The organism is Actinomadura luzonensis (genome assembly GCF_022664455.2).
Classification (GTDB): Bacteria; Actinomycetota; Actinomycetes; order Streptosporangiales; family Streptosporangiaceae; genus Nonomuraea; species Nonomuraea luzonensis.
On sequence record NZ_JAKRKC020000001.1, the window covers coordinates 23,816 to 38,575 of the forward strand.

A 14,760-nucleotide genomic window follows, 5' to 3' on the forward strand; every position below is an offset into this window, starting at 1 on the left:
TGACACCGACCCACGGGACACCGCTGCTATGCCGCATGGCGGGGGTGGCGCACGGCAAGGGTGCCGCACGGCGGAAGCGCCCCACGACGGAAGCGCCTCGTGGCCGGATGGGCGCCGTGGCCGGATGGGCGCCGTGGCCGAATGGGCGCCGTGGCCGAATGGGCGCCGTGGCCGAATGGGCGCCGTGGCCGGATGGGCCCCGTGGCCGAATGGGCCCCGTGGCCGAATGGGCCCCGTGGCCGAATGGGCCCCGTGGCCGAATGGGCCCCGTGGCCGAATGGGCCCCATGGCCGAATGGGCCCCATGGCCGGATGGGCCCCATGGCCGGATGGGCCCCGTGGGGTGGCAGGGGGGCGGACGGTGGGGTGGGAGGGGGACCCGGGTGGCGGTCCCGGGCGGAGGCGGAGTTGACTAGGGGGATGCATGCCATCATCGTCTCCGCCCAGGGCGGTCCCGAGGTTCTCGAGTACGTCGAGCGTCCCGACCCCACTCCTGGTGACGGCGAGGTCGTGGTCGACGTCGCCGCCAGCGGGGTCAACTTCATCGACATCTACCACCGCTCCGGCACGTACCCGCTGCCGCTCCCGATCACCATCGGCTCCGAGGGGGCGGGCACCGTCTCGGCCGTCGGGCCCGGCGTCCAGGACGTCGCCGTCGGCGACACCGTGGCGTGGGCCAACGTGCTCGGCAGTTACGCCGAGAAGGCCATCGTTCCGGCCGGGCGGCTGGTGCCAGTGCCTGAGGGCGTGTCGGCCGACGTCGCGGCCGCGACGATGTTGCAGGGCATGACCGCCCACTACCTGACGCACTCCACGCACGAGGTCAAGGAGGGCGACCGGGTCCTCGTCCACGCCGGCGCGGGCGGCATGGGCCAGCTGCTGATCCAGCTCGCCAAGCTGCGCGGGGCCAAGGTGTACACGACGGTCTCGACCGCCGAGAAGGAGAAGCTGGCCCGCGAGGCCGGCGCGGACGAGGTGCTGCGCTACGACGACTTCGCGGAGACGCTGCGCGGCACGATCGACGTCGTGTACGACGGCGTCGGCAAGGCGACGTTCGACGGCGGCCTGGACGTGCTGCGCCCGCGCGGCCTGATGGCCCTGTACGGGGCGGCGAGCGGCCCGGTGCCGCCCCTCGACCCGCAGGTCCTCAACAGGAAGGGCTCGCTCTTCCTCACCCGGCCCACGCTGGTGCACTACATCGCCGAGCGGTCCGAGCTGCTCCAGCGGGCGTCCGACCTGTTCGGCTGGATCGCGGAGGGCAGGCTGCACGTCAACGTCTCGCACCGGTACCCGTTGGCGGAGGCGCGGCAGGCGCACGAGGACCTGGCGGGACGCCGCACCACCGGGAAGCTGCTGCTCATCCCATGACGGGCGCCATGGCCGTTCCCGCCCAGTTCGCGGGGGCGGAGGTGGCGGGGGCCGTGTGGTCGTTCGCGGCCGTGGTGGCGTTGCTGACCGTGACGCCGGGGCTGGACACGGCGCTGGTCCTGCGTACGTCGCTCATGAGCGGCAGGCGGGCGGCCTGGGGCGTGACCTTCGGCATCCAGCTCGGGACGCTCACCTGGGGCGTGCTCACGGCCGCCGGCCTGTCGGCGCTGCTGGCGGCCTCGCAGACCGCGTACACCGTGCTGCGCTGGGCCGGGGCGGCGTACCTGGTGTGGCTGGGGCTGCGCATGCTCCTGGCCCGGCGGGGGCGCCAGGGCGACCCCCAGCCGGAGGAGGCCGAGGGGCCCGGCGGGCAGAAGGGGGAGGGCGGCTTCTGGGCGGCGTTGCGTCGGGGGCTCACCACGAACCTGCTCAACCCCAAGGTCGGGGCGTTCTACGTGGCGATGTTGCCGCAGTTCATCCCGGACGGGGCGCCGCACGCCGTCATGGGCCTGCTGCTGGCCGGCGTGCACGTGGCCGAAGGGCTGCTGTGGAGCGCGCTGCTGATCGGGTTCGCGGCGCTGATGGGCGGCGTGCTGCGGTCGCCGGCGGTGCGGCGCCTCCTCGACCGGTTGTGCGGTGCGGTGATCGTGGGGTTCGGGGTGCGGCTGGCGCTGGCGAGCGACTGACCCGCCGCCAAGGTGACCCGCGCCGGTCATCCCGCTCCCGCCTCGGCGGCGCTTCCTGAGCATTGGGCGTTCGCGGGATGAGCGCTGTCGCCGACCACCACGAATAAAGGGCGCCGTATCACGAGTTCGGGCAATTCGCCGCGGGCAGGAAAATGATAAGCCACCCTCCGTGCGCACGCAGTAGCCAGAACATCTCTTGAGGGCCGCGCTTCCGTCGGTTACCCTCTGGCAGGGGCAAGATTAGCGATACGGGCGCCCTTTGCAGGAAACGCAGGAAGAGTAAGAGTACGGCTTTGCACCCGCTGTACCGCCTCGTTGTCCGACGCATCCCGCGGACGGAACCGAACATATCGCGCGCCCGGCCGACATCAATTCCGGAACACGCCTTTCACCCCGGCAGCCAGCTGCCGGCCGCATTTCTTCGTGATCGATGAATCTCTTACCGGCGCCATCGACAAGGAGAGCACTTGAAAGGTCATCCGTACTCCAAGTTATCCCGCGGAGAACTGGCCCGCCGAAGGTCGGGGGGCATCGCCGTCCTGGCAGCCGTCGCGTTGGCCGCGTCACTGACCACAGCGGCACTCGGCACGGCGTCCGCGGCAGGAACGTCGGCGCCTCCTGCGCAAGCTCCTCCTCAGCCGAAACAACTCACGCAGGCCCGCCAGGAGGCGGCGAGCCAGAAACGGCCTGTGGAGATCGACGCCTGGACCACGGAGACGACGCAGTTCTTCGCGGCGCCGGACGGCAGGACCGTGCAGGCCTATCTCAACACAGGTCCTGTCCGGGTGCGGCGTGGCGGCAAATGGCTGCCCATCGACACGACGCTGGTGGTGGCGAACGGCGTCCTACGCCCGAAGGCGGCCAAGAACGGGCTGCAGTTGTCAGCGGGCGGCAACGGCCCGGTGGCCAAACTCCGGAGCGAGAAGGGCCGCGCCGCCCTGCTGCCGCCGGCCGGCGGACTGAACAAGCCCACGGTCTCGGGCAACACCGCCGTTTATCCCGACGCCTACGGCAAAGGCGTCGATCTGGCGGTCACGGCATCGCCCACCGGATTCACCCAGTCGCTGATCATTCGTGAGCGTCCCGAACGAAAAGCCGCTGTCGAGTTGCCGATGGCGTTGCCCGCCGGCCTGACCTTCAGCGGGGGCCCCGGCGGCCGGCCGCAGCTCAAGGACGGCAAGAAGAAGCTCGTGGACATCACCGGTGTTCCCATGCTCGACGCGGCGGCGGTCGAAGGCGGCCCCGACGACGGCCGGCGGGCCGTCGCGCACGTCACGGCGGCGACGGACTCGGAACTCGTCCTTGCCATGGACGAGGCGTTCCTCGCCGACCCCGCGACGCAGTACCCGGTGACCGTCGAAGCGGGCGGCTCGGAATGGCTGGGAGCCGGACGCGCCATCGACACCTTCGTCTCGAGCGTCCAGTATCCCAACTCCCAAGGCGGCTCGACCTGGCTGAGGGCGGGCAAGTCGAGCAACGGTGGCGAGACCTGGCGCACGTTCATCGGATTCCAGATGGACGCCTCCTTCCAGCTGATGGGGGCGAAGATTCTCAACGCGGACCTGCGGCTGTGGAACTACCGCTCCAATGCCTGCGGCAACGTGGTGGGATCAGGCATCCAGGTGCGGAGGGTGACCGGCGAATGGAATCCGTCGACGATCTCCTGGAGTTCGCAACCGGCCACCACCACCTCCGGCCAGGTCGTCAACCAGGCCGCGTACAGCGACACCTGCTCCTGGGGCGAGGGCGAACTTTACTACTCCATCGAGCCGATCGCGCAGGCGTGGGCGGACGGAGCAGCGGACAACGGACTGCTGCTGCGCGCGGCGAACGAATCCGACGCGACCAACTGGCGTCAGTACCGCTCGGCCGAATACGGCTATTCAGCCGGCACCACGGGGCCACGCGGGCCGGTGCTCTTCGTCGAGTTCGAGCCGTCCACCGAATTCACCTATCTCCAGGCGGACAAGCCCGCGGACCCGCCGTCGCAGGCTGAGATCGATGACATCAAGAGCCGTGAGAGCACGGGCATTCCCACGTATCCAGGCACCGACGACCAGAAGATCCACGATACGTCCGCGACCACCGGCAGCCGGACGGAGGTAGACGCCGACACGCAGGAGACGCCTCCGGACCTGACCCCTGAAGAGCTCACCGACCTCGAGACCCCCGACGAAGGCGAGGGTTACTACTGGGAGCCGGACGACCCGGACGCCCCGACTCCGACACCCACGGTCACACCGACCGGCCCGCCGGACGGTGAAGTGACCGTGGACCTCCCCCTGTCCTCCGCCGCCAGCACCACCAACTGGGGCTACGAGGAACAGGGCATTCCCGAACTGGTCGCGGGGAGCTACGACTGGGAGGACGGCACCTACGACCTGTCCCGCACCTATCTCAAGTTCGACGCGGCGGCCCTGGCCGGCAAGACGGTGAAGAGCGCTCAGCTCAGGCTCCGCAGCCGCTACGGCTACTGTACGGCTGCACAGACCGCCATCAAGGCCTACCGGGTGACCTCCTCCTGGGACGAGGCGACCCTCACCTGGGACTCGCAGCCTCTCACGTCCGCCACCCCCGTGATCACTCCCGACTCGGCCCCGTCGTGTGACGCGACGGCGGACATGAACTGGAACGTCACGCAGATCGCCGCAGGCTGGGCCTCGGGGAGCCCGAACAACGGCATCCAGCTCCGCGCGGATCCGGAGGCTCAGCAGGGCGCGTACGAGCGCTACTTCGATTCGCCGTCATCCGAGCCGGCGGATCTCTTGGCGCCGGTGTTGTCCGTGACGATCGCCGGGTCCTCGTCCACGGCCGGCAGAGCCACGACGACGGCGTCGGCCGCCGCGATCCAGACGGTTCCGCCGTTCGGGGACGGATTCATGACCGAGGCCGAATGCCGCCAGCACGAGGACGAGGCCAGGGACCCGGGCGTGAACGCGGGCGTGTTCTGGCCGGGCGGGTATGCCAAGAACCGCTTCAACTACTGTGCGATCCGGCACGTGGGCATGGCGAAGATGAAATTCGCGTTCCCCGAGATAACGCACTACATCGACGGTGAGGCGGTCATCCGTATCCGGACCTACAATGCCGGGAAGGACAAATACGACCGCCTGTTCCAGGCACGCGTCACGGTGAACCACTTCACCACCAAGGGGCTCGCGTACCCGAGGTACGCGAAAATCACCATCGGCATGAAGCTCGAGGACACGCCAGGGCCGCAACGCTGTCGCATAACAGGCCAGACGCAATACACCTATCACAACTCCGTCTGGCCGAACACCGAAGCCATCTTCAACGTGGAGTCGGTCGACGACAATGATTACGACGACCTCGACGCGGTCGCGATCTGCAAGCCGCGTTTCTGGTCGAAGGTGACGAGCTTGACGGAGAACGTCTCAGCCGCTTCGTACGACACGCTGCCGTCGATCCGCTGCGACAGCGCACATTACATCGTCAGCTCGATCGGCGCCGGCTGCGTCGTGTACCAGAAACCGCCGACGCTCACGTATAAACTGACGGACGGAACTTCGGACCCGAGCGTCCCGTCCAACGACCCGAACTCCACGTACCGATCGGTCGCGGGGCACATCTGGACGGCCTTCAACTTCCCGCTGAAGACCACTCCCTACAGCGCGTCGAAGACCTTCCCCGGCAACGCCGACGCCCGAGGAGGCGCCCAGTTGCCGCTGTACCGCTCGATCAACAGCACCAAGAACAACAAGAGCGGTCGCCTGATACGGGCCGAGTGCGACAAACTCCCTGACTACGACAAGACGATCAGACAGTGCGACGAATACCCCTTCAACTCCACCACGGCCAGCGCGGCCTTCGCGTCCAACTACTCATGGTCAGTGCGTCCGGTGACCAAGAAGGTCAACGAGGGAGGCGGCGGCAGGCTCGGTCGTTTCTATACGAACCAGCGGATACTGGGGCGTGATGGATCCGCCCAACGAGAGTTCAGGAACTGGGATCCCTTCTACGTGAAGGTGCAGCGCCCCGCATAACAGGATCAGGACCGGTATGCCTGGAGCAGACTCCAGGCATACCGGGGGCCTGGACACCATGACGAGCAAGGACGACGGACGCATGTACGAAGATGTGCTCCAGCACTACAGGAGCCTGCTCAAAGCGCATTCCCTGGAGGAGGGCGCGTGCTGGGCCGTCATCAGAGGTCTCACCCGTCCGCTGCCCCTGGAGGAGGTCACCCGTCGGCTCGACGCCGATCCGGCCGGGCTGGAACGGCTCCCCGTCGACGAATGGCCGCAGTTCGACGAGTCACCGGTCTACCTGATCACCACCGACGACGTCGTCATGACCCTCGAACCGCGGGGAGGGCGACTGTCCTCTCCTTTCGTCCTCGCGGAGGTCAGCACCGGCGCTGAGACGTGGAGCGTCTATTGGGACGTCAACCTGCACTCCAGCCTCGCCTACGCGAGGAATGGCCAGGTGGTCACCAGCGATGACTTCCTCTACGAGCCGGTCACCGAGCAGCCCTTCGCCGCCTGGGCCGATCTCCTCGCCGAATGGGTGCGTCCGGGCGAGGACGACGAATCGCAGTACGAGCGGACGCTCGCCCGCCAGTGGGCGGCCGGTATGGCCGTCGTCGAGCTGGCCAGCGGCGTACGCCTGACCGCGCAGGCGCTGCGCGGGCCCGTGCCCGCCATCGTCCACGACCACGAGGACGAGGACGAGGAGTGAAGGGCGGGATCAGTCCTGGGGGCCGGCTGAGGGGCGGTAGCCGTCCGGCCAGTCGAGGAGCCGGGCGCCCAGCACCGCCGTCTCCAGGGTGAAGCGCTGCGTGGGGTCGTCCGGGGAGAAGCCGGTCAGGCGGCGGATGCGCTCCAGCCGGTACGTCACCGCGCGCGGGCTCAGGCGCAGCCGCCGGGCCGCGGCCGTCTGGTTGCCGTGCGCGGCGAAGACCGCCTCCAGCGTCTCCAGCAGCGGCTCGTGCCCGCCCCGGGCGGTGAGCAGCGGGCTGAGGACGCTGGTCACCAGGTCCTCGATGGCGGCGCGGTCGCGGAGGAGCACGGGGAAGACCAGCAGGTCCGCGGCCCGTACGACGTCGGGCTTGAGCGACAGGGCGCCGGCCAGCTCCAGGGCCTGCGCGGCCTCGCGGTAGGAGGTGACCACGCCGCCCGGGCCGCGGTGCGGCCGGCCCACGCCGACGCGCCAGCCGGGCGGGAAGCGGGCGCGTACGTGGTGGGTGAACTCGCCGACGGCGGCCGGCAGGGTGGCGGGGGCCACGCACACCAGGAGGGCGTCGCGGACGGCGACCAGGACGTTGTGCGAGCCGAAGCGGGTGACGAGGGCGCGTTCGATGCGGTCGCGGTCCGGGGCGAGGGGCGCGGCGGGCAGGTTGCCGGCGACGGCCACCACGTACGACTCCGCCAGGCGGAGGCCGAAGTGCTCGGCGCGTTCGGCGAGCCGTTCCGCCCGGCCCTGGAGCAGGTCGTCCACGAACTGGCGGCGGGCCTCCTCCTCGTCGCGGATGGCCGCGAGCTGCGCCTGCTCGTAGCCCTCCATCAGGGCGGAGACGGCGCGGCGCAACGCCGGCAGGACCGGTGCGAGGCCGTCGGCGGCGGCCAGGGCGTCGTCCACGAGAGAGCGGAGCGGGACGCCCTGTTCGGCGGCGCGGTTGCCGGCGGCTCGGCAGGCGTCCAGGGCGCGCCGGTCCGGTAAGCGGCCCGTGGCGGCCGCCTCGGCCAGGAGCCGCCGGTGCCCGGTCAGCAGCCCGGCCGCCGTCAGCTCGGCCGTCAGGTCCGCTGCCAGGTCGGCCGGCGGGTGGATTGCCGGGTCGCCCGTCGCCCCGGTGGCCGGTGGAGGAGGCAGCGAGGGCGGGGCGGGGGTCGGTTCAGGGGGTGGGGGCGTGGTCATCGGCGTACGGGACGGGTCGGGGGGCGAGGCGAGGGATGGGTCGGGGGGCGAGGCGGGGGGCGAGGCGGGGGGTGGGGCGGGCTCGCGATCGCCGCGCCGATCGGCGGACCCGCCGTGGTGGGAGGCGGCGGGTGGGTGCGGGGTGGTCATCACACTCCTACGTCGCGCCGGTCGAAGGCGAGGACCGCGGTGAGCGCGAGCACGGCCGTCGCCCCCGCCAGCACAAGGTAGTCGCCCACCGGCACCCCCTCATAGATGGGCCTCCCCTCCGCGTAGTAGTGGAACGGCGAGACCCACTTCAGCCAGGAGATGGCCGCCACGGACCGGCCCACGGTGACGACCATGTACCCGGCCGCCACCCACACCCCGACCACGGCCGAGGCGACGAGCCGCCGCCCGGTGGCGGCGCCCACGGTCAGCGCGACCGTGCCGAAGAACAGCCCGAGCAGCAGCACGCCGAGGTGCCCGGCGAGGATGCGGTCGAACGGCACCCCGTTCTGCTCGGCCGCGCTCATCCCCCACGCCACCAGCAGCGTCACGGCCGCCACGCCGAGCAGGGCGAGCGCCAGCCCGGCGAGCCGGGCGAGCACGAGCCGCCGGCGGTCCACCGGCAGCGTGACGACGAGCTCCAGCGTCCCGGTCTCCTCGGGCCCGGCGAGCGCCCGGTTGGCCAGCAGCGTCGCGCACGCGATGAACAACATGGGGACGAAGAGCTGGTAGACGACCGTCTGGAGGTAGCCGGCGCCGGAGGTCATGTCCTCCAGGCCGCCCATGAGGTCGCGCAGCGGGCCGGGGAACTTGGCGATCATCGCCGGCCCGTACGTCTCCGGGCTCTGCCGGACGCTGCCGTAGACGGCCAGGTAGAGCGCGATGAAGGCGCCGAGGCCGGCGGTCCACCAGAACACGACCCTACGCTGGTCACGCAGGCTTTTGGCGATCAACGGGCCGATCATCGTGCCGCTCCTCGTCGCTGTAGTAGGTCAGGAAGATCTCTTCGAGGTCGGGTTCGGCGCTCACCAGGTGGACCACGGTGAAGCGGGCCGCGGCCTTGACGAGCGCGTCCGGCCGGCCGTCGATCGTGCAGCGCACGGCGGCGCCCTCGACGCGCAGGTCGCGCACGCCCGGCAGCCCCTCGAACGCGGCCCGCGGGACGGGGGCGTCGAAGTGCAGCTCGACCCGGCGCACCGCCTTCTCGCGCAGCGCCGCGACGTTCTCCACGGCGACGAGCCGGCCGCCGCGGACGATGCCGACCCGGTCGGAGACGCTCTCCACCTCGGCGAGGACGTGCGAGGACATGAGCACGGTCCGCCCCGAGGCGCGCACCTCGCGCACCAGGGCCAGGAACTCCTGCTGCACGAGCGGGTCGAGCCCCATGGTGGGCTCGTCGAGGATGACGAACTCGGGCTCGTGCATGAACGCCTGGATGAGCCCGATCTTCTGCCGGTTGCCCTTGGAGAGCTTGCGCATGGGCACCGACAGGTCGGCGTCGAAGCGCTCGGCGAGGCCGTGGACGCGGGACTCGGGCACGCCCCCGCGCACCCGGGCGAGGAAGCGCAGGTAGTCGATCGCGCGGTCGCGGCTCTCCAGCACCAGGTCGCCCGGCAGGTAGCCGACCCGGGCGCGGGTGGCGGCCTCGCGCGGCGCGCCGCCGAGCACCCGTACCAGGCCGCGGGTCGGCCGGATCACGTCGAGCAGGAGCCTGATGGTGGTGGTCTTGCCGGCGCCGTTGGGGCCGAGGTAGCCGAAGACCTCGCCCGGCTGGATCTCCAGGTCGAGATCCTCCAGTCCCCGGCGTCTGCCGTAGTACTTGGTCAGCCCTTCGGCCTGCACCACTGCTGTCATGGGGGCATCGTCCCGCCGGAGGGGGCGCGGCGTCAGCGGGCGGATCCGGCAGCCTGGCGGGCCGTTCGCTTCCGGGGCGCGGCAACGCCGCGCGCCGGTGGGCTGCGCCGGGCACTGTCCGGCCGGTGAGAGGGTGGAGGGTGTGGAGACGGCGTTCGTGCTCGGTGGCGGCGGCGTGCTCGGCGCGCACGAGGTGGGCATGTTGCAGGCGCTCGACGCGGCGGGCATCCGCCCCGACCTGGTGGTGGGCACGTCCGTGGGCGCGCTCAACGGGGCGGTGATCGCGGCGGGGCCGGGCGAGGCGGTGGAGCGGCTGACCGGGTTGTGGCGTTCCGACGTGGTCCGCACCGCGTTCGCGGGCTCGTGGATGGCGCGGCTGTCGACGCTGGCGCGCACCGGCACCCACCTGCACCCGATCGGGCCGCTGCGCGACCTGCTGGCCGAGACCGTGCGGGCGGGCCGCATCGAGGAACTGGAGGTGCCGTTCCAGTGCGTGGCGGCCTCGGTGGAGCGGGCGGCGGCGCGCTGGTTCACGGGCGGGCCGCTGGTGGAGGCGGTGCTGGCGTCGTGCGCGGTGCCCGGGCTGCTGCCGCCGGTGGTGATCGGTGGCGAGCACTTCTACGACGGCGGGCTGGTGCACAGCATCCCGGTCGGCCGGGCGGTGCAGCTCGGGGCCAAGCGCGTGTACGTGCTGCACGTCGGCCGCATCGAGCGCCCGCTGAGCCCGCCGCGCCGGTTCTGGGAGGTGGGCATGGTGGCGTTCGAGATCGCCCGCCGGCACCGCTTCGCCGAGGACATGGCCAGCCTGCCGGACGGCGTCGAGGTGCACGTGCTGCCCACCGGGGCGACCGAGCCGCTGTCGCCGCTCCGCTACCGCGACGTCTCGCAGGTCTCGGCCTGCATCGACCGGGCCTATCACGCGTCCTCGCGCTATTTGAGCGAGCATGGAGGATGAGGGCAGGGGAGATGGACGACGTCCTAGGAGGCCTGGTTGCTCCCCCCACGCATCCTGCGCAGGCTTGTGCTGGCGCCGCTGGTCATCGTGGTGACCGTGGCGATGCTGGTGACGTTGCCGCTGTGGCTGGTGGTCACGGCGGCCGCCTCGATGCGGCTGCCGCCGCCGCAGCGGCGGGGGCCGCGGTTCGTGTGGTTCGGGGTGGCGTGGCTGACACTGGAGTCGCTGGTGCTCATCGCCTGCCTGTGGTTGTGGGTGGCGGGCGGGGCGCGGCACCAGGAGCGCCACTACGGGCTCGTCACGTGGTTCCTGTCGCGGGTGTACGGGGCCGCGGTGCGCATCTTCCGGCTGCGCCTGGACGTCGAGGAGCCCGCCGGCCGGGGCGGCGTCTCGTCCCGCCCGGTGATCGTGCTGGCCCGGCACGCCGGGCCCGGTGACTCGTTCCTGCTGATCCACCGGCTGCTCGTCACGCACGGGCGGCGGCCCCGCATCGTGATGAAGGCCGTCCTCCAGTACGACCCCACGCTCGACGTGGTGATCAACCGGCTGCCGAACGCGTTCGTGCCGCGCCGCTCCGGCCACCCGCGGACGATCGGCGAGATCCGGCGCCTGGCCGCCACGATGGACGAGCGCGACGCCCTGGTCATCTTCCCCGAGGGCGCGAACTTCAGCCCGCGCCGCCGCCGGGTCGCGATCCGCCGGCTGGAGGCGAAGGGGCTGGCCGAGGAGGCTGAGCGGGCCCGGGGCCTGGAGCACGTGCTGCCGCCCCGCCCGAACGGCGCGCTCGCCGCCATCTCCGCCTGCCCGGCCGCCGACGTGGTGTTCGTGGCGCACACCGGCCTGGACGACCTGGTGACGCTGGGCGACATCTGGCGCAGGCTGCCCTACACCGCGCACATCTCGGCGAAGTGGTGGCTGGTGCCGGCCGCCGAGGTGCCGCGCGGCCGGGCCGAGCGGGTGCGCTGGCTGTACGACAACTGGGCGCGCATCGACGCCTGGATCAGCGAGCAGCGGCTCCCGGTGGGAGGAGCGGGACCTCCGGCGGGCCGTTGCTGATCAGCTCCAGCAGGGCGCCGGTGTCGAGGTGGCGCTCGACGAGGTCGCCGAGCGCGTCCAGCCGGGCCTCCCTGAGCGCGGCGAAGTCGGTGCCGGGCGCGGGGACGAAGTCGCGGCCCGCGCGCGCGGCCACGTCGGCGAGGAAGGCGCGGCGGAAGCCGTCGTTCTCCAGCGCGCCGTGCCAGGTGGTGCCCCACACGTCGCCGGCGCGGCAGCCGTCGAGGAACGGCTCGCCGCCCTCGACCGTGACCCGGCCGTGGTGGATCTCGTACGCGCGAACCGGCTGCCCGTACGCCGTGCCCTCCGGCCGGGCCAGGCGCTTGTCCGGGACGAACTCGGTGCGCACCGGCAGCAGCCCGAGCCCGCCGACCTTGCCGGCGCCGGACTCGACGGTGTCCACGATCTCGCGCCCGAGCATCTGGAACCCGCCGCACACGCCGAGCACGGGCCCGCGGCGCTCGGCGAGGGCGGCGGCGAGGCCGCTCTCGCGCAGCCAGCGGAGGTCGCTCACGGTGGCGCGGGAGCCGGGCAGCACGACGAGGTCGGCGTCGTCCAGCTCGGCGGGGCCGGTGACGAAGCGCACGACGACGCCGGGCTCGGCGGCCAGCGCGTCGAGGTCGGTGAAGTTGGAGATGCGCGGCAGCCGGACGACCGCGACGCGCAGGGTCTGGCGGCCGTGCGGGGGGCGGGCGGCGACGCGGCGGGAGTCGAGGGCGAGGGAGTCCTCGACGTCGAGCCAGAGGCCGTCGAGCCAGGGCAGCACGCCGTACACGCGCCGCCCGGTCAGCTCGCGCAGCATGCGCAGGCCCGGCTCCAGCAGCTCCATCGCGCCGCGGAACTTGTTGACCACGAACCCGGCGACGTGCGCCTGGTCGGCGGCGTCGAGCAGGCCGACGGTGCCGTAGAAGGCGGCGAACACGCCGCCCCTGTCGATGTCGCCGACGACGATGACGGGCAGCCCCGCGGCCCTGGCCAGGCCCATGTTGGCGAGGTCGCCGGCGCGCAGGTTGATCTCGGCGGGGCTGCCGGCGCCCTCGCAGACGACCACGTCGTACGCGGCGCGCAGCCGGGCCAGGGACTCCAGGGCGGCGGTGCGCAGCAGGTCCTTCAGCTCGCCGTACTCCAGGGCGTCGACGTCGGTGAGCGGGCGGCCCATGAGGACGACCTGGCTGCGGCGGTCGCTGCCCGGCTTGAGCAGGACGGGGTTCATGTCGGCGGCCGGCTCCAGCCCGGCGGCCTGCGCCTGCACGGCCTGGGCGCGGCCGATCTCGGCGCCCTCGGGGGTGACGTAGGAGTTGAGCGACATGTTCTGCGCCTTGAAGGGCGCGACGCGCACGCCCTGGCGGGCCAGCCAGCGGCAGATGCCGGCGGTGACGACGCTCTTGCCGGCGTCGGACGTGGTGCCCGCGACGAGCAGTCCCCCCTTGACCATGCGATCACCGTATCGGAGTCACGGCTCAGGAAATTTCCCGGTAACTGCCCATTTACTCAGGCTGTGACTTATGCCACTCTGGCTAGAACCTTCCCCTAGAACGCAATTCTAGATTTACCTACTGAAAGGGTGGGCATGGTCGGGACGTTGGGTACGCCGCGCACCGGCGCCATCGACGTGGCCTCGCGGGCGCCGTTCGGCTGGGCGCCGCTGGTCGTCCTGTTCATCGTCGGACTCGTGGACCGGATCGAGCACAACCTGCTCGCCGGCGTACTCCCCGCCATCCAGAAGGAGTGGGGCTTCAGCGACACGGCCGCCGGCTCGATCCCCACCGCGGCGGCCCTCGCCGCGGCCCTCGTCTCCCTTCCCGCCGGCTACCTGGCCGACCGGCTCAACCGCACGCGGATCATCGCCTTCGTCGTGTTCATCTGGGCCATCGCCACGCTGGGCAGCGGCCTCGCGACCGGGTTCGCCATGTTCTACCTGATGCGGGTGGTGCTGGCGGCGGCCGAGAACATCGACAACCCGGCCTCGGGCAGCCTGCTCGCCGACTACTACCCGCCGGTCAGCCGGGCCAAGGCGTACGGGCTCACCCGGGTCACCACGTACCTGGGCGGCATCGGCACGCTGCTCGGCGGGGTGCTGGCCCAGGCGTTCGGCTGGCGGACGGCGTTCGTCGTCATGGTGATCCCCGGCGTGCTCACGGCCCTGCTGGTGTGGCTGCTGCGCGAGCCGCGCCGCGGCGAGCTGGACCGGCTGGTGGCCTCCGGCAGCGCCATGCCCGGCGGCCCGACGGCGCCGGCGGAGACGCCGCAGGCCGCCGAGCCCGCGCGCAAAGCGCCGTTCTGGCGGCAGTTCCGGCAAATTGTGTCCATCCCCACCCTGGTCATCGTCTGCCTCGGCCTGTCGTTCCTGACGCTGGGGCTGGCCGGGATCTTCTACTGGCTGCCCACGTTCATGGTGCGCACGCTCGGCGTGAGCGTCGGCACGGCCGGCTCGCTGAGCGGCCTCATCACGGTCGCCGGGACGCTGGCCGGCACGCTGCTCGGCTCCTGGCTCGGCCGGCGCTGGCACGGCACCCGCAAGGGCGGCCGGCTGCTGGCCGGGGGCGGCGGCATCACCAGCGGCTCCGTGGTGCTGGCGGGCGCGCTGAGCGTCGAGTCGGCGGGCCTGTTCACCGCCCTGGTGCTGCTGGCCTGCTCGCTGATGTCGATCGCGATCCCCAACATGACGGCCTGCCTGGCCGACGTCATCCCGGCGGCGGCGCGCGGGCTCGGCTTCGCCGTCCTGCAACTGCTCATGACGGCCGGGGGCGCGTTCGGCTCGCTGGTCGTCGGCATCGCCTCCGACTCGCTCGGGTCGCTGCTGGCCGGGATGTACATCCTGGTGGTGCCGATGGTCGTCGGCGGGCTGGTGACGCTGGGCGCGCGGGGCTCCTTCGAGCGGGACGCCGCCCGGGTGCTCGACGCGGCCGCGCGCGGCTGAGCCCGGCGCGACACACGGGTGCGCCCGCCTCCCTACCTGCCGCAGGGGGCGGGCGCATCCGTT

General features: G+C 71.8%; 11 protein-coding genes. 7 read left to right on the forward strand and 4 right to left on the reverse strand.

Going from position 1 to position 14,760, the window contains the following annotated elements; genetic code table 11:
- Positions 1–419 precede the first annotated feature (419 nt).
- From MF672_RS00115 to MF672_RS00130, 4 genes are all read left to right on the forward strand, one after another.
- Positions 420–1,367, forward strand: coding sequence for a quinone oxidoreductase family protein (locus MF672_RS00115; protein ID WP_242381177.1), 948 nt, complete (start codon positions 420–422; stop codon positions 1,365–1,367).
- An 8-nt stretch (positions 1,368–1,375) separates the two neighbouring features.
- Positions 1,376–2,053 carry a LysE family translocator gene (locus tag MF672_RS00120; protein ID WP_242381176.1) on the forward strand — a complete coding sequence of 226 codons (678 nt, stop codon included), beginning with the start codon at positions 1,376–1,378 and terminating at the stop codon, positions 2,051–2,053.
- Between the two features lie 689 nt (positions 2,054–2,742).
- Entirely contained in the window at positions 2,743–6,057 is a 3,315-nt protein-coding gene (locus MF672_RS00125; RefSeq protein WP_242381175.1) for a DNRLRE domain-containing protein, read from the forward strand.
- 82 nt (positions 6,058–6,139) lie between these two features.
- Complete coding sequence (locus tag MF672_RS00130; RefSeq protein ID WP_242381174.1) at positions 6,140–6,751, forward strand: DUF6461 domain-containing protein; 612 nt, start codon at positions 6,140–6,142, stop codon at positions 6,749–6,751.
- A gap of 9 nt (positions 6,752–6,760) precedes the next feature.
- Here the strand turns inward: MF672_RS00130 and MF672_RS00135 are convergent, their stop codons facing one another.
- From MF672_RS00135 to MF672_RS00150, 3 genes are all read right to left on the reverse strand, one after another.
- Positions 6,761–7,927 carry a PucR family transcriptional regulator gene (locus MF672_RS00135; protein WP_302893134.1) on the reverse strand — a complete coding sequence of 389 codons (1,167 nt, stop codon included), beginning with the start codon at positions 7,925–7,927 and terminating at the stop codon, positions 6,761–6,763.
- Between the two features lie 149 nt (positions 7,928–8,076).
- Complete coding sequence (locus MF672_RS00145) at positions 8,077–8,880, reverse strand: ABC transporter permease subunit (protein ID WP_242381173.1); 804 nt, start codon at positions 8,878–8,880, stop codon at positions 8,077–8,079.
- Positions 8,846–9,769, reverse strand: a complete 924-nt coding sequence (locus MF672_RS00150) for an ABC transporter ATP-binding protein (protein WP_242381172.1) — start codon at positions 9,767–9,769, stop codon at positions 8,846–8,848. Before MF672_RS00150 ends, MF672_RS00145 begins: the two co-directional genes overlap by 35 nt.
- Before the next feature lie 142 nt (positions 9,770–9,911).
- Here MF672_RS00150 and MF672_RS00155 point away from each other — a divergent pair, with 142 nt between their 5' ends.
- Both MF672_RS00155 and MF672_RS00160 read left to right on the forward strand, forming a co-directional pair.
- Positions 9,912–10,724 carry a patatin-like phospholipase family protein gene (locus MF672_RS00155; protein WP_242381171.1) on the forward strand — a complete coding sequence of 271 codons (813 nt, stop codon included), beginning with the start codon at positions 9,912–9,914 and terminating at the stop codon, positions 10,722–10,724.
- A 36-nt stretch (positions 10,725–10,760) separates the two neighbouring features.
- Entirely contained in the window at positions 10,761–11,780 is a 1,020-nt protein-coding gene (locus MF672_RS00160) for a 1-acyl-sn-glycerol-3-phosphate acyltransferase (protein WP_242381170.1), read from the forward strand.
- Here the strand turns inward: MF672_RS00160 and MF672_RS00165 are convergent.
- Positions 11,725–13,212, reverse strand: a complete 1,488-nt coding sequence (locus MF672_RS00165) for a cobyric acid synthase (protein WP_242381169.1) — start codon at positions 13,210–13,212, stop codon at positions 11,725–11,727. The two genes, MF672_RS00160 and MF672_RS00165, sit on opposite strands and share 56 nt — an antisense overlap.
- A gap of 135 nt (positions 13,213–13,347) precedes the next feature.
- Here MF672_RS00165 and MF672_RS00170 point away from each other — a divergent pair, with 135 nt between their 5' ends.
- Positions 13,348–14,697, forward strand: a complete 1,350-nt coding sequence (locus MF672_RS00170; RefSeq protein ID WP_242381168.1) for an MFS transporter — start codon at positions 13,348–13,350, stop codon at positions 14,695–14,697.
- Positions 14,698–14,760: the final 63 nt, after the last annotated feature.